Raw genomic sequence first — 21,211 nt, forward strand, 5'->3', positions numbered from 1 at the left:
CGTACCGGCCCCGCGGCTGGTGGGGCGGTCAGCCGCCGGTGGTGCGCCCGCGCGCGGACGTCGGCCCGATCGGGGTCGTGCGCGGGACGCGGTCCGCGTGCGGCGGCCGCCGGCTGCCCGACGGGGTGACCGGGGTGCGCTCCGAGCGGATGGTGTACGGGCGCGACGCGTGGTGCGGCCAGCCGTCCGGGGCACGGGTGGCCGGGCGGCTGCCCGTGGTGGCGCCGATGGTCTCGCGGACCAGCACCTCCCCGTCCGGCGCGAGGCGCTGCGGGGAGACGCCGGGAGCCAGCGAGCCGGCCGGCAGCGGGCCGCGCAGCGAATCGGGGCGCAGCCGCAGCCACAGCCGCAGCAGGATGCCCATGAGACGGTCCTCGACCCAGGTGACGCCGGGCTCCAGCCAGGGCATCGCCAGCAGCACCAGCAGGCCGGCGGCCCAGCCGAGCAGTACGTCGCTGACCCAGTGGGTGCCGAGGTAGACGGTCGTCATGCCGACGCCCAGGGCGCCCAGCGCGGCGATCACCGACAGGGTGCGGCGGCGCAGCGGGGTGGTCGCCAGATAGGCCAGCACGCCCCAGGTGACCACGGCGTTCGCGGTGTGGCCCGAGGGGAATATGTCGCCGCCCAGCGCCATCTCGTTGGCGCCGACCGTCGTCGCGTAGTGCGGACCGAGCCGCCCCATGCCCAGCTTCGCGGCGCCCACCGTGATGTTCAGCAGCAGCAGTGAGGCGCCGAGCACCAGCAGCGGGTGGAGGTTGCGCTGGCGCCAGCAGCGCCAGCCCAGCCAGGCCGCCACCGCCACCGCGGTCGGGCCGCGCTGGCCGAGCACCACGAAGTAGTCGAGGAAGGCGTGGATCGCAGGCCATTGCTTGTACGGCCTGAAGAACATGACCTGCCAGTCGAAGGTGACCAGCCATGAGGTGGCCAGCACTCCGACCACGATCGCCAGGTACACCGCCAGCGTGCCGCCGAACAGCCACAGGCGGGTCCGGGTCATCTGGGGTGGCCGGGCACGATCGGTCGGGCGCTCCTCCATCTGGTCGAGCTTCTCATCGGTACGCACTCAATCGACGTTACCGCCTGTGATGTAGGCGCTTGGTCAAACTGTGCGCTTTGTAATGACGATGTGATGTGGAATCGGTCTCAATCGAGGCTTCGGCGGCGGGATTTGGAAGGGAATTCCGAGGGATTCCCAATCGCTTCCGGACGTCCGCGTGTCGGCTCCCCGAGCGCCATATCTGCTTTTCCCCGGAGGGAGTTTATCGGCTATTTGCCGGGGCGTTGGGGGATGTTTCCTCGCGCCGGGATCGCGGAAGAGGATCATCCGGTCGGGGCCCTGCGGAGTTGATCTTTGTGGTCGCCGGCGGGGTCACGGCGGGCCCGATCCGTTCAGCCAGAACGCCCCGTAGACCGCGGACCCCGCCGCCACCGCCCCGATGACCAGCCAGGACCAGGCCGGCCGCCACCGGGCGAGGGCCGCCGCTGGCGTCAGCAGCAGCGGGTAGGCCGGCATCATCAGCCGCGGCTTGGAACCGAAGTAGCCCTTGGCGGTCAGGGCCAGCAGCAGCACCAGCCCGCCGTAGACCGCCAGCGGCAGCGGCTGGCCGCGCCGCACCCCGTGGACGTACAGCCAGAGCACCAGTCCGACGCCGGCCAGCAGTCCGAGACCGGCCGCGAAGGACGGGCCGGTGAGCTGCTGCCCGATGAACTCCGCGAACGCGACGCCGCCGTCGAAGCCGTTGCCCCAGCCGCCCTGGACGTCCAGATATCCGGTGGCCGAGCCCTGTTGGATCCCCACCCATACGAAGTAGCCGCACCAGCCGAGCGGCGCGAGCAGCACCCCGGTCGCCATGCCGGGGTGGGAGCGGAGCGCCGCGCGCAGCCGTACGCCCCCCGCCCGCTCGTGCCACAGGGTCACCGCCGCGGTGATCCACACCGCCGCGACCACCGCCGCGCCCACCGGCCGGGTCAGCCCGGCCAGCGACGCCAGCACACCTGCCGTCATCCAGCGCCCGGTCAGCACGGCGTACCCGCCCCAGGCCGCGAGCGCCGTGAACAGCGACTCCGAGTACGCCATCGACTGCACGATCCCGACCGGCAGCGCGGCCCACAGTGCGGCCAGCGCGATCCCGGCCCGCGGCCCGTGCAGCCGCTCACCGGTGGCGTACAGCGCCCAGGCCGCGGCCAGCGACGCCGACCAGGCCACCGCCATCCCGGCGTCCGCGGCCGACAGCGGCGTGAGGGCCGACAGCCCGCGCTCCAGCCACGGCAGCAGCGGGAAGAACGCCAGGTTGGAGTGCACATCGCCGTTGGCCAGCTGGACGCTGTAGCCGTAGCCCTGCTCGGCGACCCGGGTGTACCAGAGCGAGTCCCAGCGGGCGGTGAGCAGGGTGTGCGCGTCCTTGCCGTTCGCGGTCGACCACACGCCGAGCACCAGCAGCCCGAGCAGTCGGACCGCGGCGTACGCCGCCAGCGCGGGCGCGGCCCGGCGCAGCGCGGCGACCACGGCGGCGCCGTCCCGTGCGGTCCGGCCGGGAACCGCGGCCGAGGCAAGATCGTTCATCAGGACGATTATCCAGGTCTCCGGAAATGCCGGGCGACGACCGGAGGGGGAACGTCCGGTGCTGCGATGAGCGTCTCATCGTGAGGTGAGCCACGCGGCAGCTTCCGGGACTCGCGTAGTCTGACGTTTCCACTCGCCCGTGCCGCCGGTTCCCCCGGGGCGTTTTTCGCGCCCTGATCCGTGGCCGCGAGAGCATGACTGGAGGTGCTGCATGTCCGGGACGACCGCGTCCGGCAAGGGACGGACGGCTGGTGTTCCCCGGCTTCCAGGCGGCGGTGTGAACCGCTGGACCGTGCTGATCGTGCTCTGCGTGAGCCTGCTCTTCGTCGCGCTGGACACCACGATCCTCTACGTCGCGGTGCCCTCGGTCACCGAGGACCTGCGACCGGGCCCGGTCGAGCTGCTCTGGATCGTCGACGTCTACCCGCTGATCGCGGCCTCGTTGCTGATCCTCTTCGGCACCCTCGGTGACCGCGTCGGCCGCCGCCGCGTCCTCCTGCTCGGTTACGGCCTCTTCGGCCTCGCCTCGGCCGTCGCCGCGCTCGCCCCCAATCCGCAGATCCTGATGACGGCGCGCGCCCTGCTCGGCGTCGGCGGCGCGATGATCATGCCCGCGACGCTGTCGATCCTGCGGCAGGTCTTCCCCGACCGGCGGGAGCGGGCGGTCGCCATCGGTGTGTGGAGCGCGGTCGCCGCGGTCGGGGCCGCGGTCGGCCCGGTCCTCGGCGGCTTCCTCGTCGAGAACTTCTGGTGGGGCTCGGTCTTCCTGATCAACATCCCGATGATGTCGGCGATGCTCCTGATAGGGCGGTGGCTGCTGCCGGAGTCGCGCGGTGAGCGCAACGGCCCCTGGGACGTGATCGGCGCGGTGGTCGCGGCGCTCGGTGTGCTGGGCATCGTGCTCGGCGTCAAGCGGATCGGCAGCGGCGCGGCGATCGTCGGGCCGACCACGCTGCTGCCCATCGTGCTCGGCGTCGCCCTGCTGCTGCTCTTCGTACGGCGCCAGCGCCGGCGCGCGCACCCGCTGATCGACATGCGGCTGTTCGCCCGGCCGGCGTTCGGCACCTCGGTCGGCTGCATCGTGCTGGCCATGCTCGCGCTGGTCGGTCTCCAGCTGATCGCCGTCCAGTACCTCCAGCTCGTCCTGGGGCTCAGCCCCCTGGAGACCGGGCTGCGGATGCTGCCGCTGGTGTTCTCCGCGATGGCCGCCGGCCTCACCGGCTCGAAACTGCTGCAGGCCCTCGGCCCGCGCGCGATGGTCTCGCTCGGTTTCGTGCTCACCGCCGCCGCGGTGCTCTGCCTGACCGCGATGAGCAGCCACGACCGCCCGTGGCTGCTGTCCGGCGCCTTCGTCCTGCTGGGCTTCGGCTTCCAGTCCACGCTGTTCGGCGCCTACGAGTCGATGCTCAGCGAGGCCCCGGCCGAGCAGTCCGGCGGCGCCGCGGCCATCGGTGAGACCTCCTACCAGCTCGGTGCCGGCATCGGCGTCGCGCTGCTCGGCAGCGTCATGAACGCCGCCTACGCCCCCGGCCTGTCGCATGTCGCCGGCGTCCCCGCCAAGTCGTCCGCGTCCGCCGCGCACTCGCTGGGCGAGGCCTACAAGGTCGCCGCCGGCCTGGGCGAGAGCGCCAAGGAGGCGCTGCGGATCGCCGCCCGGGACTCCTTCGTCCGCGGGCTGCACGTCACCCTCGTCGCCAGCGCCGTGCTGCTGCTGGTCGGTGCCGGTATCGCGCTGCGGCTGCCGCGCCGGGCGGCGGAGACCACGGAGCGGGCCGAGGGCGACACCGGGACCGCGGAGGGTGCACCGGCGGGCGCCGGGCGCGGCACCGGCGAGCCCGCCCCGGCCGGCTCCGGCCGCTGAGCCCCCGGACCCTTTCGCCCTCCGTCCCGCCGCGCGGCGTCGGCCCTTGCCGCGCGGCACCGCGGGCCGTACCGTCGGACGCGCTGCATAACTACCACTGCTAGTTTTCTTGCGAGCGCTGAACCCGCCGGAGGCCCGCCATGTCAGCCAAGCCGTCCTCGCCCCCCTCCTCGGTCCCCCCGTTCGACCCGGGCGACCCGCTGGGCATCGACGATCTGCTCACCGACGAGGACCGCGCGGTCCGCGACACGGTCCGCCAGTGGGCCGCCGACCGGGTCCTGCCGCACATCGCGGAGTGGTACGAGGCGGGCGAACTGCCCGGCATCCGCGAACTGGCCCGGGAACTCGGTGCGATCGGCGCCCTCGGCATGTCCCTGACCGGCTACGGCTGCGCCGGCGCCTCCGCCGTCCAGTACGGACTGGCCTGCCTGGAGCTGGAGGCCGCCGACTCCGGCATCCGCTCGCTGGTCTCCGTCCAGGGCTCGCTCGCCATGTACGCGATCTGGCGCTTCGGCTCCGAGGAGCAGAAGCAGCAGTGGCTGCCCGGGATGGCGGCCGGCGAGACCATCGGCTGCTTCGGCCTGACCGAGCCGGACCACGGCTCCGACCCGGCCGCGATGCGGACGTACGCCAAGAAGGACGGCGCCGACTGGGTGCTGACCGGCCGCAAGATGTGGATCACCAATGGCTCGGTGGCCGGTGTCGCGGTGGTGTGGGCCCGTACCGACGACGGCATCCGCGGCTTCGTCGTGCCCACCGACACCCCGGGCTTCTCGGCCCCCGAGATCAAGCACAAGTGGTCCCTGCGCGCCTCGGTGACCAGCGAACTCGTCATGGACGAGGTGCGCCTGCCGGCCGACGCGGTGCTTCCCGGCGTCACCGGTCTGCGCGGCCCGCTCGGCTGTCTGAGCCACGCCCGCTACGGCATCGTCTGGGGCTCCATGGGCGCGGCCCGCGCCAGCTTCGAGGCGGCGCTGGAGTACGCCCGTACCCGGGAGCAGTTCGGCAGGCCGATCGGCGGCTTCCAGCTGACCCAGGCCAAGCTCGCCGACATGGCCGTCGAGCTGCACAAGGGGATCCTGCTGGCCCACCACCTGGGGCTGCGGATGGACGCGGGGCGGCTGCGTCCCGAGCAGATCAGCTTCGGCAAGCTCAACAACGTCCGGGAGGCGATCGAGATCTGCCGCACGTCCCGGACGATCCTGGGCGCCAACGGGATCTCGCTGGAGTACCCCGTCATGCGGCATGCGACCAACCTCGAATCGGTGCTCACCTACGAGGGCACCGTCGAAATGCACCAGCTGGTGCTGGGCAAGGCGCTCACCGGGCTGGACGCCTTCCGGTGAGTGGCCCTGCCCTCAACTCCGGCCGCTGCGGCACCCGGGCGGCAATCCCCGGGCCCCCGGCCGGAAGCGTCGAGACGCCGCTCAACTCTGGTTGAAGAAGCCGCCGTTGCGGTGCTCGCGGCTCTCGCCGCTGAGCACCCTGTAGTCGGCGGGGGTGAGCAGGAAGACGCGGGTGGCGACCCGCTCGATCGAACCGCGCAGGCCGAAGGTCAGACCGGCCGCGAAGTCCACCACCCGCTTGGCGTCGGCGGGCTCCATGGACGTCAGGTTGACGATCACCGGGACGCCGTCCCGGAACAGCTCGCCGATGCCACGGGCGTCCCGGAAGCTCTCCGGGGTGACCGTGGCGATGCGGGTGCCCTGGTCCTGGGCGGCCTCGTCGGCCACCTGGACCCGGGGGTCGGTCACCCAGGGGTCGCCACCCGGGCCGGCGGCATCGGGTCCCTCGGCGTAGTCGTCGTCGTAGTAGCGCTCGTCATCACTGTCGTCGACGAGGCCAAGCCAGGCACTCGCCTTGCGCACCGATCCCATTGACGCCTCCTCTCACCCGTGGTCTTCGTGTGTTCCTGCCCCTATCGTCGTCCATCAGGCCGATGGAGTGCCAAGTGGATAGCGGCCGCACGGGGGGTTCGTGACACATCTGGTGCAAAGAGGGTGGCGCGCCATCAGCTTCCGCGCCCCAGAAGGAAACTGACTGTATGAAGAGCGTAACGGTTGGTACCCGACCGAGTGATGACGGCAAGTGGCCGGTCCGGGCCGGAGTCCGATCCGGCCGCTCCACTTGATCTCCGGCGGGCTGATCTGCGACGTCTTGATCGCCGGGGGCCGGCACCCCGCTTCTTCGGGCCCCGGTCGTCGGTGCCGTCCTTCTCGGGAACCCCGTGGCCCACGCCCTGCACCCGGCCGTCGCGCCGGACGCCCCGCAGCCGTCCGGCCACCCCGCCCCCGACGCCGCCCACTTCGCCGCGCTCGCCCGGCTCCGAGCCGGTGACCGGGGCCGGCGGACGGCAGCCCTTCACCGGTACCCCGGAGGACGCCGCGGCGCAGTGGGACGCCTTCGTGCAGACCGACGCCGCCGACGGGTTCGTCCTGTGCCGGATCCGACGCCCGGCGGTCTCGACCCGTGCGTCGGCCGGGTGGTACCCCTCGTGCAGGAGCGCGGGGCCTTCCGCACGGAACACCCCGGTACGACGCTGCGCTCCTGCTCGGGGCTGCCGCCGCAGCCCGTCCGCGCCGCAGGAAGGGGCCCGACCGGATGAGCACCGACGCACGCCAGGAGTGGCAGGACTGGCGCGAGCGGCGCCGCGCCGCGATCAGCGGACCGTACGGCCCGCTCGCGCTGGCCGGTACCCACTGGCTGGCGGACCACCCCGACGGCCGGATCGAGGGACTGCCGGGCCACTGGACCGCGCAGGGCGACGCGGTCGTGCTGCGGGCCGGGCCGGACGACGGCCTCACCGTGGACGGCGAGCCGGCGGCCGGTGAGATCCGGCTCGGTCCGGACGCGGATCCCGGGGCGACGCGGGTGACGTCCGGTGAGCGGCATCTGCTGGTGCTGCGCCGCGACGGCGAGTGGGCGGTGCGCGACTTCGACCCGCGGTCGCAGGCCCGCCGGTCGTTCGCCGGCATCGACGTCTACGAGCACGACGAGCGCTGGGTGCGGCCGGGCCTGTTCCGGCCGTACGCCCAGGGCCGCACGATCCAGGTCCGCAACGCCGACGGACGGCGGCGGGGCCTGGGGCTGGCCGGGGAGCTCGCCTTCACCTTGGCGGGGGACGAGCACGTCCTGCGGGTCGCGGTCGAGGGCGACGGTTCGCTGTGGGCGGTGCTCGCCGACGCCACCAGCGGCACCGACAGCTACCGCTTCCGCTTCCTGCGGCCGCCCGCGCCCGCCGAGGACGGCACCGTCACGGTCGACCTCAACCGGCTCCTGCTGCCGCCGTGCGCGTTCGCCGACCACTTCCTGTGCCCCTTCCCGCCGCCCGGCAACACCCTGCCGGTCGCCCTGCCCGCGGGGGAGCGGAACCCCACCGTCCGCTGACCCGTCCCAGGACCGGCCGAGGGGGTCACCCCGCGCCCCGGGCAGCCGTCAACCCGGCTGCCCGGGGCGCGGCGTTGGTGTGTCGGCGGGGTTTCCCGCCGGAAACTCCCGTGAAGCCCTCTTGCGCTCGGCGGGTGATGCGCCCGAGACTCCCGCACAGCGCTTGTCAGGGGCACGCAAAAACGAACGTGCGGATTCCGCGTGCCCTTCGGCTGCGCCTCACCGGGCTGCCCACCGGCGGCCCCCCGATCCCCTCGGAGGAATCAGTGAGGAACGAGCGCACCACCCCCCGCAGCAGCGTGGCGAGACGCACCCGGCTGATCGCCGTGGCGTCCGGACTGGTGGCCGTCGGGGCCATCGCCGTCCCGACCGCCAGCGCCCAGAACCCCGCCCCCACCACGACGTTCAGCGCCGCCCGGCTCACCGCGGCCGGTGACGCGGTCCGCGCGGCGGACGTCGCCGGCACCGCCTGGCGGGTCGACCCCGCGACCCACACCCTGGTCGTCACCGCCGACCGCACCGTCTCCCGGGCCGGCATCGCGAAGATCCAGCGGGCCGCCGGCGCCAACGCCGGGGCACTCCGCATCGACCGGATCGCCGGCACCTTCCGCAAGTTCATCTCCGGCGGCGATGCCATCTACGCGCCGAGCTGGCGCTGCTCGCTGGGCTTCAACGTCCGCAGCGGCAGCACCTACTACTTCCTGACGGCCGGTCACTGCACCGAAGGGAAGCCGCCGTGGTACACCAACTCCGCGCACTCCACGAGCATCGGCCCGACCACCGGAACCAGCTTCCCGGGCAACGACTACGGCATCGTGAAGTACACCAACACGTCCCTGTCGCACCCGGGCACCGTCGGTAGCCAGGACATCACCAGCGCCGGCACCCCGAGCGTCGGCCAGTCCGTCACCCGCCGCGGCTCCACCACCGGCACCCACAGCGGCAAGGTCACCGCCCTGAACGCCACCGTCAACTACGGCGGCGGCGACATCGTCTCCGGGCTCATCCAGACCACCGTCTGCGCCGAACCGGGCGACAGCGGCGGCCCGCTCTACTCCGGAAGCACCGCCCTGGGCCTGACCTCCGGCGGCAGCGGCGACTGCACGTCCGGTGGCACCACCTTCTTCCAGCCCGTCACCGAGGCGCTCAGCGCGTACGGCGTGAGCGTCTACTGACCCGCTGACGCCGGCCGGGCCCCCGTCAGCCGGCGGACGGGGACCCGGCCGGCACCCCGTGCCCGCGCCTCGACCGCGTTCCGGACCCGGGCATACCATGGAAAAGCAGCCCGAACACGGACGGTATACGGCACACCTCAGGGGGCCGTGATGGTCGAAGAACTGGTGACGGCCGGAGTGGGACTGGCATGTGCCGGCGCGGTGTATTTCGTGGCCGCGGCGCGGGTGGTCAGGCAGTACGAACGCGGTGTGGTGCTCCGGCTGGGCAAGCTGACCTCCGCGGTCCGGCCGCCGGGCTTCACCATGATCATCCCGGGCATCGACCGGATGCGTAAGGTCAACATGCAGATCGTCACGATGCCGGTGCCCGCCCAGGAGGGCATCACCCGCGACAACGTCACGGTCCGGGTAGACGCGGTGGTCTACTTCAAGGTCGTGGACGCCGCCGACGCGGTCATCCGGGTCGAGGACTACCGCTTCGCGGTCTCCCAGATGGCCCAGACCTCCCTCCGGTCGATCATCGGCAAGAGCGAACTGGACGACCTGCTGTCGAACCGCGAGAAGCTCAACCAGGGCCTGGAGCTGATGATGGACAGCCCGGCCATCGGCTGGGGCGTGACCGTCGACCGGGTGGAGATCAAGGACGTCTCGCTGCCGGAGACGATGAAGCGGTCGATGGCCCGCCAGGCGGAGGCCACCCGCGACCGGCGGGCCCGGGTGATCAACGCCGATGCCGAGCTGCAGGCGTCGAAGAAGCTGGCCGAGGCCGCGGCGGCGATGTCGGATCAGCCCGCCGCGCTGCAACTGCGGCTGCTGCAGACCGTGGTGGCGGTCGCCGCCGAGAAGAACTCCACCCTCGTTCTGCCGTTCCCCGTCGAGCTGCTGCGGTTCCTGGAGCGCTCCGGGCAGCAGGGGCAGGTCCCGGCCGGGCCTTCGGAGACCGCGGAGGGGCGGGAGCGGCGGCAGCGGCCGGACGGCGCGAAGGCCGTGGAGGAGCCGCTGCCGGGCGAGGAGCGGCTGGAAGTCCTCCCGGACGCCGAGAACCCCGCCGACCTGCCCGTCGACCTGCCCACCGAGGTGCCGGTGGACCTGCCGGCCGATGTGTCCCCCGGAGTACCGGTGGACCTGCCGGCCGATGTGGCCCCCGAGGTGCCGGTGAACCTCCCGGAAGACCGCCGCTGAGCCGCTCCGCCGGCCCCCTGCCCCCGCCGCTCCCCGGCGGGGGCGTTTTCCGGCCGGATGGCACCCTCACATACGGGCCCGCCCGGGGCGGCGCGCACCCCCGTTGATGTCCGCACTCAGGACCGCGGTCCGCAGATATCGGTGTGACGGCGATGTGGCGAAACCGTGAACTCCCGTACGGGAGACCGGAACTCGGTCTTGTGCACGACTGAGGCGGATGGGAATACTCGGGCCCGCACCTTGGCATGAACGCGACTCCCCTGAGGCGCTGCGCCGCGGGGCGGCCCCGTTCGTGCCGGACCTCACTCTCCGGGCCCGTGCGACTCCCCACAGTCCGCCCGGGCCCTTCCCCCCACGGGAGGCTCTGAGTTGAAGCACCGACGCATACCCGACCGGCGCGCCGTCCTGGCCGGCGCCGGCGCGCTCGCACTCGCCGCCACCGCCACCGTCACCCTCGCCCACGCCCAGGCGTCCCCGGCCCCCACCGCCCCCACGGTGGCCCGGCTGACCTCCTCCGCCGCCACCACCCTGGCGTCCCAGCTCAAGACCGGTACGGCCGGTGCGTACTACGACGCGCAGGCGAAGAAGCTGGTGGTCAACGTCGTCAGCGAGACGGCGGCCAAGGCCGTCCGGGCGAAGGGCGCCGAGGCCAGACTCGTCAAGCACACCCTCGCCCAGCTCGACGCGGCCCGGCAGACGCTGAAGAGCAGGGCCACCATCCCCGGCACCGCCTGGGGCATCGACCCGCGCAGCAACAAGGTCGTGGTGACCGCCGACCGCACGGTCACCGGCGGCAAGCTGGACCGGCTCACCCAGGTCACCCACAGCCTCGGCGACAAGGTCGAACTCCGGCGCAGCAGAGGGGAGTTCAAGCCCTTCATCGGGGGCGGTGACGCGATCTGGGGGAGCGGCGCGCGCTGTTCGCTCGGCTTCAACGTCGTCAAGGACGGCCAGCCCTACTTCCTGACGGCCGGCCACTGCGGCAACGCCGTCAAGAGCTGGTCGGACAAGCAGGGCGGCTCGGAGATCGCGACCACCGAGGACTCCAAGTTCCCCGGCGACGACTACTCCCTGGCCAAGTACACCGGGGACACCGCGCACCCGAGCGAGGTCGACCTCTACAACGGCAGCACCCAGAAGATCACCAAGGCCGCCGAGGCCACCGTCGGTGAGAAGGTCCAGCGCAGCGGCAGCACCACCCAGGTCCACGACGGCACCGTCAAGGCCCTGAACGCCAGCGTCAACTACCAGGAGGGCACGGTCGAGGGGCTGATCCAGACCGACGTCTGCGCCGAGCCCGGTGACAGCGGCGGTGCGCTCTTCGACGGCGAGACCGCGCTCGGCCTCACCTCCGGCGGCAGCGGCGACTGCTCCGGCGGCGGCGAGACCTTCTTCCAGCCGGTCCCGGAGGCCCTGGAGGCCTACGGCGCGCAGATCGGCTGATCCGCGGCGGTGCACCAGGATCCGCCCGGGTGTCTCCCGGGGCACCGGCCCCGGACGCGTCCGCCGTCCGGGGCCGGTGCCCCACCGGGTCAGCCCGCCGCCCGCCCGTCGCCCGGCCCGAACGCGGCGAGCGCCTCCTCGGCCGAAACCCGGGCCCGTACATACGTATCCGCCCAGTCGGCCGCCGAGGGGAAGCCCGATTCCCGGGCGATCCGGGCACAGGCCGCGTCGTAGTCGAAGGGGGTGTGCCGCAGGGTGACCGCGCCGCCGCCGGGCCCCAGCAGCGCCCAGTGCGCACCGGCCCTCCCGTACGGCATGCCGACGCTGCCGGGGTTGACCACCAGCCGGCCGTGGGTGAGCCGGACGTACGGCATGTGGGTGTGTCCGCAGACCACGGTCCGTACCGCGTCGGGAACCCCCGTCAGCACCTCGGCCCAGCGCTCGGGCCGCGAGTCGACGAGCACCGTCTCCTCGTCGTCCCGGGGCGTGGCGTGGCAGAACAGGACCGGCCCGAGCCCGGCCACCTCCAGCGTGACGGAGGTGGGCAGTGACCGGAGGAACCCCCTTTCGTCCGGGGTGAGCCGGCCGGCGGCCCAGGCGCTCACCGGGTCCGCCGGGCGGTCTTCCCCGCCGCCCGTCGGATCGCCGGTCAGCTCCCGGTCGGCGTTGCCCCGGACCCACACCGCGCGCTCCCCGAGGGTATGCAGCAGGGCGAGGGTCTCGCGGGGCAGCGGGCCGGCGAGCAGATCGCCGGTCAGTACGATCCGCCCGGCGGCGCGGACGTCCGGCTCGGCGAGCACCGCCTCCAGGGCCGGCAGCACGCCGTGGACGTCGGAGAGGACGGCGACCCCGGACGGTTCCGAAGAGCCGTGCGGGGGAAGGACGTTGGTGTCGGTCATGGGCCGAGCCTATGCACCGGCGGTCCCCGCACAGAGCGGTCCCCGGGCACCACCCACCGGTGCCCGGGGACCTGGGTGCGGTGCTCAGAACTCGAAGACCGAGTTCAGGCCGGCGCGCATCTCACAGGAGTTGGCGTAGGTGTAGCTGTACGACACCCGCTTGCCCTGCCACACGCCGTCGGCGGTGACGACGATCGGGGCCCACTCCTTGGTGCACAGTCGGTCCGTTTTGGGGCTGGTGACGGTGTTGAAGTCACCGGCGGCGGCCCGCAGTTCGGCACAGGCGGCCTTCGGGTCCGGGTGGCTGCCGGAGGCCACCGGCATACAGCTGAGCGACACCGCGCGCTGGACGGTGGCGGTCGCGCGGCTGTCGCCCTGGCCGACCGTCAGCACCAGTACCGACGGTGCGTAGAGACCACTGCTGCGCGCGGGCTGTGCTGGGGCGGCGACGGCTTGTGCGCTGGTGGCCAGCGTGCCGAGGACCAGCGCCGTACCGAGCGCGATCGCCCCAGTGGTGTACCGCATGACGAACACTCCCTTGCTCGAAGGTGCAGATACCGGACGGGAGTTTGGTCGAAACGCGTCCCGAAAGCACCTTGAGTGGCCATCCAGCGATCGCTTTGAGTCGTTGGGTGAAAGCTGAGAGTAATGGCGCGAACCTGACGGAAGTGGTTGCGGGAAGTGTTCGGGAAGCGGGGTGCGGCCAGCCGGGATGCCCCGTGCATCGTGCGGGGGGCAAGAGCCACCGATGGCCGGGAGAGAAGCAAACCGGCCGCCGACCGGTCGTTCGGGTGGGTTTCGATCTCCGTCGATTGGCTGAAGAGGGGGGCCGGAGGCTGCCTCCGAACGGCGTGGGAGGCCCGCGGAGGTAACAGGCGGTCCGCGGCCGGCCGCCTTACCCGCCGCGTTTTCGTACGCAATCGAGGGCGCGGATCGCACTCAATCCCGGGGCGCGGACCGCCCGTTGGGCCGCCCGTCCAGCCCCGGCAGTCCCGCCGTCAGCGCCCGCATACCGCGCACCACCGACTCGGCGGGCCCCTGCGGTCCGTCCACCGGGCCGTCGCCCGCGGCCCACTCCTCCACGGCGACCCGCATCGCGGTGTTCGCCGCGGCCGCGGCCAGCCGCACCTCCGGCGCGCCGGTGCCCGTCATCCGCGCCAGGACCGGCCGCAGCGCCTCCTCGGTCTCGTGGTGCACCCGGTGCCAGACCGCACGCAGCGCCGGATCGCCGGGCATCGCCCGCAGCAGCCCGCGGGTCCGGCGCAGCGCCTCCGCGGCCGGCTCGTCGGCGGGGGTCAGCGCCCGGCGGGCGGCCCGCTCCAGCGCCTCGCGGACCGTGGGTTCCGCCGCCCCGGCCTGCGGTGCGGACAGGTCGTCGATCCACTGCCGTACCCCGACGGAGAGCAGCGGCGCCACCGCGTCCTCCTTGGTGCGGAAGTAGCGGTAGAAGGTGCGCAGGGCGACGCCGGAGGCCCGGGCGATCTCCTCGGCGGTGACCGTGGCGCCGCGCTCGGCGAAGAGTGCCGCCGCGCACCGGGCGATCTCCAGCTGGGTCGCGGCCTTGCGCCGCTCGGTGAGCGAGGGGCGGGCGTCGGACGCTGCGGGGCGGGGCTCGGCGGGTGCGGACCCGGCCGGCGCGGACTCGGCGGACATGGCCCCAGCTTACGGAGCACGGCGCCAGAACGGCACGACATGTTCGTTTGGCACATCGTGCCACATGGGCGTACCGTGCAGAGCCGATCGCCGCAGCGTCGATCGTCACCATTGCGAAGGGGCACCGCCATGAACCGCTTCGAGGGACGCCGGGTCCTGATCACCGGGGCCGGCTCCGGCATCGGGCGGGCCACCGTCCACCGGATCCTCGCCGAGGGCGGCCGGGTGGTCGCGGCGGACGTCGACGCCGAGGGCCTCGCCGCCACCGCCGCCCGGGCCGCCGGGGAGGGAACCGCGGGCCGGCTGCGGACCGCGGTGCTGGACATAGCCGACGAGGCGGCGGTCCGCTCCGGCGTCGCCGCCGCCGTCGCCGGCCTCGGCGGCCTGGACGTGCTGGTCAACGCGGCCGGCATCCTGCGCTCCGCGCACACCCACGAGACCGGCCTGGAGCTGTTCCAGGCGATCATCACGACCAACCTGACCGGGACGTTCCTGATGATCCGCGAGGCACTGCCCGCCCTCCTGGAGGGCGCGTCCCCGGTCGTGGTCAACTTCAGCTCCACCTCCGCCTCGTTCGCGCACCCCTACATGGCGGCGTACGCGGCGAGCAAGGGCGGCATCCAGTCCATGACGCACGCGATCGCCGCCGAATACGGCAAGCAGGGACTGCGCGCGGTGTGTGTCGCGCCGGGATCCATCGCCAGCGGGATGACCACCGGTCGCGGCCCGGGTCTGCCCGAGGACGCCGACATGTCGCTGTTCGCCAAGCTCGCCCCGGCCCTCGGCGAGGGCTTCGCGGGCCCGGAGACGGTCGCCGGCGTGATCGCGATGCTCGCCTCGCAGGACGGCGCGTTCATCACCGGCACGGAGATCCGAATCGACGGCGGAACGCACATGTGACCGCACGAAGCGGCCGTGCGGCGCCGGGCCGGTGCCCGGTGGCTCAGGCCGGCAGCCGCTCGTCCTCCGGAGGGCGGCCCGCCGGGCGGTTCCTGTTCAAAAGGACCGACAGCGCGAGGGTGAGGACCGTGCCGCCGGCCGCCCAGGCGGCGAGCACCAGCAGCGGGGCGGTCATCGCGGCGCCGTCGAAGTACGCGAGCGAGCGCGCCGCCCAGGTGCCCGCGCCCGGGGGCAGGGCCGGGCCGAGGGCGTCCCAGAACGGGGGCAGCAGCGGATACGGATAGGCGCCGCCCGCGCTCGGATTGCCCAGGATGACGATCAGCAGGATCGCCAGGCCGATGCCGACGATGCCCAGCAGGGCCTGGCAGGCCAGGGTCGTGGCGCCCACCGCGAAGACCACCAGGGCGCCCAGCCCCCACAACCCGGCGAAGGAGCCGGGCAGCGCGTCCAGGACCGGCCCGACGACGATCGCACCGGCCAGCCCGGCGGCGAGCGCGAACAGCGCGAGGGCGGCCAGCCGGATGACCGCCCGGTGCCCGTTGGAGGGCCGCGCCCCCGCGCTGATCGCGAGGATCGCGGCGCACAGATAGCCGCCCACGCACCAGCCGACGACCAGGTAGAAGGACGACAGGCTCCGGCTGTCACCCCGGTCGGCGGGGGCGACGTCGACGGTCCGGACGGTGCGCCCCCGGGCCTTCTCGGCCGCGCCGACGACCAGTTCGACCGCCTGGGAGAGCGAGGCGCCGCCGCCGCTGGCGACCAGCAGCCGGTCGGTGGTGCCGCGCGGATCGACGAGCAGCGCCCCGTCGATCGTCCGGTCGGCGAGCTGCTGCCGCGCCACGCGCTCGGAGCGCAGCGCGCGCGGGTCCAGCGGGGAGCCGGGCAGCCGGTCCAGCCGCCCGGCCACCTGCCCGGCGGCCGGCGGGGGAGCGACCACGCCGAACGGCACGTCCGTCGGCCGGGGGTGGTGGAAGGCGCCGGTGTACGAGGTGATGAACGCGGTCATCAGGCCCAGGACGCCGAGCACCAGCAGCGCGGCGTGCGGTGTCACGGCGCTCTTCACCTCGCCGAGGAAGGTGGTGCGGCTGCCGTCGTCCGTGCGGGCCATCCGTCGCTCCTCGCCGCTGGTTCGCCCCCCCCCGGTACCGACCCACCGGAAGATGGCGTTTGCCCCCATATCTTGCGATCTGTGGCAGGTGGGTGCAGAACGGAGGGGCTGAACGGTGGAGGACGCGAAGACGATCTTCCGAGGGGGCCCGGCGTGTTGTTCGTACGAATGTTCGACGCGCGGGTTATGGTGGAGGTGAGGAACGAGGGACACAAGGTCAGCCGGGGGGCGGTGAGGTGCAGGAGGTGCGGATGCCCGGGTTCACGCATCTGCACACCGCTTCCGGGTTCTCCCTGCGCTACGGCGCCTCCCACCCGGAGCGGCTGGCCGAGCGCGCCGCCGAACGCGGGCTGGACGCCCTCGCCCTGACCGACCGGGACGGCGTCTCCGGCGCCGTGCGGTTCGCCCGGGCCGCCGCGGAGGCCGGCATCCGCCCGCTCTTCGGCGCCGAACTGGCCGTGGCGGAGCACACCCCGGCGCCGCCGGCCGCCACCCGCCGGCGCACCCCGGTGCGCGGTGGCGCCTTCATCGACGAGTCCGCCGCCCGCGCCGTCTTCCTGGCCCGCGACAAAGCGGCCGGCTGGGCCGCCCTGTGCCGGCTGGTCTCGGCCGCCCACGCGGGCGACGGCGACCGGCCCGTCCTCTCCTGGACCGACCTGGAATCCGCCGCGGACGGCCTCACCGTGCTGCTCGGCCCGGACTCCGACATCGGCCGGGCACTGGCCGCCGGCCGCCCGGACCGCGCCGCCCGGCTCGTCGCCCCCTGGCGCGAGCGGTACGGCGAGGCGCTGCGCCTGGAGGTCGTCGACCACGGCCGGCCCGGCAGCGGCCCCGGCTCCACCCGGCTGGCCGCCCGCACCCTCGGCTTCGCCGTCGACCAGGGCATCCGCGCCGTCCTGACCAACGCGGTCCGCTACGCCGATCCCGGCCAGGGCCCGGTCGCCGACGTCCTGGACTCCGCCCGCCGCCTGGTGCCGGTGGACCCGCACCGCCCCGAGTCCTGGGACAGCGGCGAACGCTGGCTCAAGGACGCCGCCGCGATGGCCCGTACCGCCGAGCGGATCGCCGAGGCGGCCGGCTTCCGGCGCGGCCTGGCCCACCAACTGCTCGCCATGACCGAACGGACCGCGGGGGAGTGCCTGGTCGACCCGCAGGACGACCTCGGGCTCGGCCGGATCCACTTCCCCGAACCCCGGCTGGTCGGCGCGGAACGCCGCACCGCCGCCCGGGTGCTGCGCTCGCGCTGCGCCGCCGGCATGGTCCTGCGCGGTTACGACCGCGACCGGACGCGCTGGGCCCGGCTGGACGACGAGCTGCGCACGATCGAACGGCTCGGCTACCCCTCCTACTTCCTGACCGTCGCCCAGGTCGTCGACGACGTCCGGCAGCGCGGCATCCGCGTCGCGGCCCGCGGATCCGGCGCCGGATCCCTGGTCAACCACCTCCTCGGCATCGCCCACGCCGACCCGGTCGAACACGGGCTGCTGATGGAGCGCTTCCTGTCCGAGCGGCGGGCCGCGCTGCCGGACATCGACATCGACGTGGAGTCCGCCCGCCGGCTGGAGGTCTACCGCGCGATCTTCGACCGCTTCGGCGCCGAGCGGGTCGCCACGGTCTCCATGCCCGAGACCTACCGCGTCCGGCACGCCGTACGCGACGTGGGCGCCGCGCTGGGCATGGACCCGGCGCGGGTCGACCGGCTCGCCAAGGCGTTCCCGCACATCCGCGCCCGCGACGCCCGGGCCGCGCTGACCGAACTGCCGGAGCTGCGCGGCGTGCGGGAGGCCGGTACCGAACGGCTGTGGGAGCTGGTCGAGGCGCTGGACGCCCTGCCGCGCGGCATCGCCATGCACCCGTGCGGGGTGCTGCTCTCCGACGCCACGCTGCTGGACCGCACGCCCGTCGTGCCGACCAGCGGCGAGGGCTTCGCGATGTCCCAGTTCGACAAGGACGACGTGGAGGAGATGGGGCTGCTCAAACTCGACGTGCTGGGCGTCCGCATGCAGTCCGCGATGGCACACGCGGTCGCCGAGATCGGCCGGGCCACCGGCCGCCGGCTCGACCTCGACGACCCGGCACAGGTGCCGCCCGGCGACCCGGCGACCTACGACCTGATCCGCTCGACCGAGACGCTCGGCTGCTTCCAGATCGAGTCGCCGGGCCAGCGCGATCTGATCGGCCGGCTGCAGCCCGCCACCTTCCACGACCTGGTGGTCGACATCTCGCTGTTCCGTCCCGGCCCGGTCGCCGCCGACATGGTCCGGCCCTTCATCGACGCCCGGCACGGCCGCAAGCCCGTCCGCTATCCGCACCCGGACCTGACGGAGCCGCTGCGCGAGACCTACGGCGTGGTGGTCTTCCACGAGCAGGTCATCGAGGTGCTGCGGATCATGACCGGCTGCGCCCGGGACGAGGCGGACGAGATGCGGCGCGCCCTGTCCGAACCGGAGCGGCAGGGGCAGGTGCGCGCCTGGTTCGCCCAGTGCGCCGAACGGCGCGGATACGCACCCGACGTGATCGCGCGGACCTGGGAGATCGTCGAGGCCTTCGGCTCGTACGGCTTCTGCAAGGCGCACGCGGTGGCCTTCGCGGTGCCCACCTACCAGTCCGCCTGGCTCAAGGCCCACCACCCCGCGGCCTTCTACGCCGGGCTGCTCACCCACGAGCCGGGGATGTACCCCAAGCGGCTGCTGCTCGCGGACGCCCGGCGGCGCGGGGTGCCGGTGCTGCCGCTGGACGTGAACCGCTCGGCGGCCAGCCACCGGATCGAACTGGTGTCCGGTAAGGAGGGTGCCGGGGGTACCTGGGGGCTGCGGCTCGCGCTCTCCGACGTCCACGGCATGAGCGAGGCCGAGGCGCGGCGGATCGCGGACGGGCAGCCCTACCACTCGCTCCAGGACCTGTGGCAGCGCGCCCGGCCGTCCCGCCCGATCGCCGAACGCCTCGCCCGGGTGGGAGCGTTGGACGCCTTCGGCGCGAACCGGCGGGACCTGCTGCTGTACGTCTCCGAACTGCACCACCACGGACGGCAGGCGACCGGCGGTCAGCTGTCCCTGCACACGGACCTGGAGGAGCGGCAGGCCGACCCCGTCGAGCCCGCGGGACTGCCCGACCTCAGCGACGTCGAACGGCTCAGCGCCGAGCTGGGCGTCCTCGGCATGGACGCCTCCCGTCATCTGATGGCCGACCACCGGGAGTTCCTGACCGAGCTGGGCGCCCTGCCGGCCCGGCTGCTGCGCAATGCCGGGAACGGCGAGACGGTGCTGGTCGCGGGGGCCAAGGCGGCCACCCAGACCCCGCCGGTCCGCTCCGGCCGCCGGGTCATCTTCACCACCCTCGACGACAGCACGGGCCTGGTCGACTGCGCCTTCTTCGACGACAGTCACGCGGCCTGCGCCCACACGGTCTTCCACTCCTGGCTGCTGCTGGTGCGCGGTACGGTCCAGCGGCGCGGCCCGCGCAGCCTCAGCGTGGTCGGCAGCGCCGCCTGGAACCTCGCCGAACTGGCCGAACTCCGCCGCGAGGGCGGCCTGGAGGCGGTCACCGCCCGGCTCGCGGCGGAGACGGACCGGGCCACGGCCGGGCAGGACGCGGCCGCCGGTGCGGGACCCGGCGAAGAGACCGGCGAAGGTGCCGGCGAAGGGGCCGGGGAGGGGACCGGCGGGGAGCCCGCACCGGCCGGCGCCGGACCGGGCCGCACCATCCGGCTGGAGACCGGCTACGAGCTGCACCCCTGGGCCGACCTGCAGCCCCCGGGTGAACGTGCCGCCACCGGGCGGAAGCTGTGGCACGCGAGTCCCGGGAGCGCGGGATGACTCCTGCGACCCGGCCCCCCGCCACGCCGCCGCAGCCCCCGGGCGCCGCGCGGCCGTCCGGCATGCTCCACGTCCGCTTCCGCAACGCCCACGACGCGCCGGTGAGCGCCGGACAGTTCGATCAACTGCTGGGTCTGCTCGCGCAGTTCACGCCGATGGTCGAGGCGCTGCCGCCGGACGCCGCGCTGGCGGACGTCCGCGGCGCACTGCGCTACTTCGACCGCGACGCGGTGGGGATCGCCGAGCTGATCCGGCTGCGCGCGCTGGCCTGGCACGGCGTACGGTGCACGATCGGGATCGCCGCCAACCCGCTGCTCGCCCGGATGGCGGCGCACGCCGCGGCGCCCGGCGAGATCCGGACCGTCCCCGACGACGCCGAGTCCGTCACCGCCTTCCTCGACCGCCGGCCCGCCTCGGCGCTGCACGGCGTCGGCCCGGCGACCGCCCGCGCGCTCTCCGCGTACGGACTCGACAGCGTCGGCCGGATCGCCGCCGCACCGCCCGGGACCCTCCAGCGGATCCTCGGCGCCCGGACCGGCCGGGTCGTCCACGATCGGGCCCGCGGGATCGACCCCACGCCGGTCGTGCCCCATGCCGTCGCCCGCTCGATGGGCGCTGAACACCGCTTCGACCACGACGAGTTGGACCCGGACCGGCGCCGCCGGGCGCTGCTCGCGCTCGCCGACGACCTCGGCGCCCGGCTGCGTACGACCGGGCAGGTGGCCCGCGCGCTCACCCTCACCGTCCGCTACGCCGACCGCTCCACGACCACCCGCACCCGCCGGCTCGCCGAACCGACCGCGCACGGCCCCGCGCTGACCGAGGCGGCCTATGCGCTGCACACCGCGCTCGGACTGCAGCGGGCCCGGGTGCGGTCCGTGGCACTGCGGGCCGAGGACCTGTGCCGCGCCGAACTCGCCGCGCACCAGCTGAGCTTCGACCCGTCCGACGACAAGGCCCACCGCATCGAGGCCGCCGTCGACCGGGCCCGGGCCCGCTTCGGCGCCGGTGCCGTACGCCCCGCGGCGACCCTCGGCAAAGCCGCCCGCCGCACACCCCCGCCCAAGCGCGGCAGCAAGCCCCCCGGCCCGGGCACCGGCCGGCACTGAGCCCCAACGGGCCCGGCGCGGCTAGATGAATGAGTCCGATGTTTGTGCTGGCCGCAACTATGGCGAAGGGCGCCCGTTGGCTCGTGTGTGACTACCAGCCTGGACGCCCTTCTGGC

The 21,211-nt window shown here is 73.8% G+C and carries 16 protein-coding genes and 1 pseudogene; 10 read left to right on the forward strand and 7 right to left on the reverse strand.

Features of this window, described 5'->3' with window-relative positions:
* Positions 1 to 28 precede the first annotated feature (28 nt).
* Both AB0G35_RS32115 and AB0G35_RS32120 read right to left on the reverse strand, forming a co-directional pair.
* On the reverse strand, positions 29 to 1,063 hold the full coding sequence (locus AB0G35_RS32115; protein ID WP_360956737.1) for a phosphatase PAP2 family protein: 1,035 nt from the start codon (positions 1,061 to 1,063) through the stop codon (positions 29 to 31).
* Between the two features lie 306 nt (positions 1,064 to 1,369).
* Complete coding sequence (locus AB0G35_RS32120) at positions 1,370 to 2,563, reverse strand: hypothetical protein (RefSeq protein ID WP_360956739.1); 1,194 nt, start codon at positions 2,561 to 2,563, stop codon at positions 1,370 to 1,372.
* Positions 2,564 to 2,774: 211 nt separating this feature from the next.
* Between AB0G35_RS32120 and AB0G35_RS32125 the strand changes: the two genes are divergently transcribed.
* On the forward strand, positions 2,775 to 4,424 hold the full coding sequence (locus tag AB0G35_RS32125; protein ID WP_360956741.1) for an MFS transporter: 1,650 nt from the start codon (positions 2,775 to 2,777) through the stop codon (positions 4,422 to 4,424).
* 140 nt (positions 4,425 to 4,564) lie between these two features.
* Positions 4,565 to 5,770, forward strand: coding sequence for an acyl-CoA dehydrogenase family protein (locus AB0G35_RS32130; protein WP_360956743.1), 1,206 nt, complete (start codon positions 4,565 to 4,567; stop codon positions 5,768 to 5,770).
* An 81-nt stretch (positions 5,771 to 5,851) separates the two neighbouring features.
* On the opposite strand, the gene sepF is transcribed toward AB0G35_RS32130, so the two are convergent.
* A complete protein-coding gene (gene sepF, locus AB0G35_RS32135) occupies positions 5,852 to 6,301 on the reverse strand; it encodes a cell division protein SepF (RefSeq protein ID WP_360956745.1) in 450 nt (149 codons plus the stop codon).
* A 465-nt stretch (positions 6,302 to 6,766) separates the two neighbouring features.
* Here sepF and AB0G35_RS32140 point away from each other — a divergent pair.
* From AB0G35_RS32140 to AB0G35_RS32160, 5 genes and pseudogenes are all read left to right on the forward strand, one after another.
* Positions 6,767 to 7,029, forward strand: a pseudogene (locus AB0G35_RS32140) (F420-dependent methylene-tetrahydromethanopterin reductase); the annotation flags it as partial.
* On the forward strand, positions 7,026 to 7,811 hold the full coding sequence (locus tag AB0G35_RS32145) for a DUF1684 domain-containing protein (RefSeq protein WP_360956747.1): 786 nt from the start codon (positions 7,026 to 7,028) through the stop codon (positions 7,809 to 7,811). The pseudogene AB0G35_RS32140 and the gene AB0G35_RS32145, both read left to right, overlap by 4 nt.
* 266 nt (positions 7,812 to 8,077) lie before the next feature.
* Positions 8,078 to 8,986 carry a S1 family peptidase gene (locus AB0G35_RS32150; RefSeq protein WP_360956749.1) on the forward strand — a complete coding sequence of 303 codons (909 nt, stop codon included), beginning with the start codon at positions 8,078 to 8,080 and terminating at the stop codon, positions 8,984 to 8,986.
* A gap of 150 nt (positions 8,987 to 9,136) precedes the next feature.
* A complete protein-coding gene (locus AB0G35_RS32155) occupies positions 9,137 to 10,168 on the forward strand; it encodes a slipin family protein (protein ID WP_360956751.1) in 1,032 nt (343 codons plus the stop codon).
* A 369-nt stretch (positions 10,169 to 10,537) separates the two neighbouring features.
* Positions 10,538 to 11,611, forward strand: coding sequence for a S1 family peptidase (locus AB0G35_RS32160; protein WP_360956753.1), 1,074 nt, complete (start codon positions 10,538 to 10,540; stop codon positions 11,609 to 11,611).
* Positions 11,612 to 11,700: 89 nt separating this feature from the next.
* Here AB0G35_RS32160 and AB0G35_RS32165 read toward each other — a convergent pair whose 3' ends face one another.
* From AB0G35_RS32165 to AB0G35_RS32175, 3 genes are all read right to left on the reverse strand, one after another.
* Positions 11,701 to 12,510 (reverse strand): metallophosphoesterase family protein, encoded by an 810-nt coding sequence (locus tag AB0G35_RS32165; protein WP_360956755.1) that lies wholly within the window; start codon positions 12,508 to 12,510, stop codon positions 11,701 to 11,703.
* 84 nt (positions 12,511 to 12,594) lie between these two features.
* The gene (locus AB0G35_RS32170) at positions 12,595 to 13,035 is read right to left on the reverse strand and encodes a subtilase-type protease inhibitor (RefSeq protein ID WP_360956757.1); all 441 of its coding nucleotides are present in this window, start codon (positions 13,033 to 13,035) and stop codon (positions 12,595 to 12,597) included.
* A 414-nt stretch (positions 13,036 to 13,449) separates the two neighbouring features.
* Positions 13,450 to 14,163, reverse strand: a complete 714-nt coding sequence (locus AB0G35_RS32175) for a TetR family transcriptional regulator (protein WP_360956759.1) — start codon at positions 14,161 to 14,163, stop codon at positions 13,450 to 13,452.
* A gap of 129 nt (positions 14,164 to 14,292) precedes the next feature.
* Between AB0G35_RS32175 and AB0G35_RS32180 the strand changes: the two genes are divergently transcribed.
* On the forward strand, positions 14,293 to 15,063 hold the full coding sequence (locus tag AB0G35_RS32180) for an SDR family oxidoreductase (RefSeq protein WP_360956761.1): 771 nt from the start codon (positions 14,293 to 14,295) through the stop codon (positions 15,061 to 15,063).
* Positions 15,064 to 15,106: 43 nt separating this feature from the next.
* Here AB0G35_RS32180 and AB0G35_RS32185 read toward each other — a convergent pair whose 3' ends face one another.
* On the reverse strand, positions 15,107 to 16,171 hold the full coding sequence (locus tag AB0G35_RS32185; protein ID WP_360956763.1) for a DUF3533 domain-containing protein: 1,065 nt from the start codon (positions 16,169 to 16,171) through the stop codon (positions 15,107 to 15,109).
* A 251-nt stretch (positions 16,172 to 16,422) separates the two neighbouring features.
* On the opposite strand from AB0G35_RS32185, the gene AB0G35_RS32190 reads away from it, so the two are divergent.
* Both AB0G35_RS32190 and AB0G35_RS32195 read left to right on the forward strand, forming a co-directional pair.
* Positions 16,423 to 19,986, forward strand: coding sequence for a DNA polymerase III subunit alpha (locus tag AB0G35_RS32190; RefSeq protein ID WP_360956765.1), 3,564 nt, complete (start codon positions 16,423 to 16,425; stop codon positions 19,984 to 19,986).
* Positions 19,983 to 21,095 carry a hypothetical protein gene (locus tag AB0G35_RS32195; RefSeq protein WP_360956767.1) on the forward strand — a complete coding sequence of 371 codons (1,113 nt, stop codon included), beginning with the start codon at positions 19,983 to 19,985 and terminating at the stop codon, positions 21,093 to 21,095. Before AB0G35_RS32190 ends, AB0G35_RS32195 begins: the two co-directional genes overlap by 4 nt.
* Positions 21,096 to 21,211: the final 116 nt, after the last annotated feature.

This window comes from Streptomyces sp. NPDC021749 (genome assembly GCF_040640655.1).
GTDB lineage: Bacteria > Actinomycetota > Actinomycetes > Streptomycetales > Streptomycetaceae > Streptomyces.

Coding starts and splice junctions, on each gene's coding strand:
- AB0G35_RS32120 (WP_360956739.1), bottom strand. CDS start 2,563: ATGAACGATCTTGCCTCGGCCGCGGTTCCCGGCCGGACCGCACGGGAC.
- AB0G35_RS32125 (WP_360956741.1), top strand. CDS start 2,775: ATGTCCGGGACGACCGCGTCCGGCAAGGGACGGACGGCTGGTGTTCCC.
- AB0G35_RS32130 (WP_360956743.1), top strand. CDS start 4,565: ATGTCAGCCAAGCCGTCCTCGCCCCCCTCCTCGGTCCCCCCGTTCGAC.
- sepF (WP_360956745.1), bottom strand. CDS start 6,301: ATGGGATCGGTGCGCAAGGCGAGTGCCTGGCTTGGCCTCGTCGACGAC.
- AB0G35_RS32145 (WP_360956747.1), top strand. CDS start 7,026: ATGAGCACCGACGCACGCCAGGAGTGGCAGGACTGGCGCGAGCGGCGC.
- AB0G35_RS32155 (WP_360956751.1), top strand. CDS start 9,137: ATGGTCGAAGAACTGGTGACGGCCGGAGTGGGACTGGCATGTGCCGGC.
- AB0G35_RS32165 (WP_360956755.1), bottom strand. CDS start 12,510: ATGACCGACACCAACGTCCTTCCCCCGCACGGCTCTTCGGAACCGTCC.
- AB0G35_RS32170 (WP_360956757.1), bottom strand. CDS start 13,035: ATGCGGTACACCACTGGGGCGATCGCGCTCGGTACGGCGCTGGTCCTC.
- AB0G35_RS32175 (WP_360956759.1), bottom strand. CDS start 14,163: ATGTCCGCCGAGTCCGCGCCGGCCGGGTCCGCACCCGCCGAGCCCCGC.
- AB0G35_RS32180 (WP_360956761.1), top strand. CDS start 14,293: ATGAACCGCTTCGAGGGACGCCGGGTCCTGATCACCGGGGCCGGCTCC.
- AB0G35_RS32185 (WP_360956763.1), bottom strand. CDS start 16,171: ATGGCCCGCACGGACGACGGCAGCCGCACCACCTTCCTCGGCGAGGTG.
- AB0G35_RS32190 (WP_360956765.1), top strand. CDS start 16,423: ATGCCCGGGTTCACGCATCTGCACACCGCTTCCGGGTTCTCCCTGCGC.
- AB0G35_RS32195 (WP_360956767.1), top strand. CDS start 19,983: ATGACTCCTGCGACCCGGCCCCCCGCCACGCCGCCGCAGCCCCCGGGC.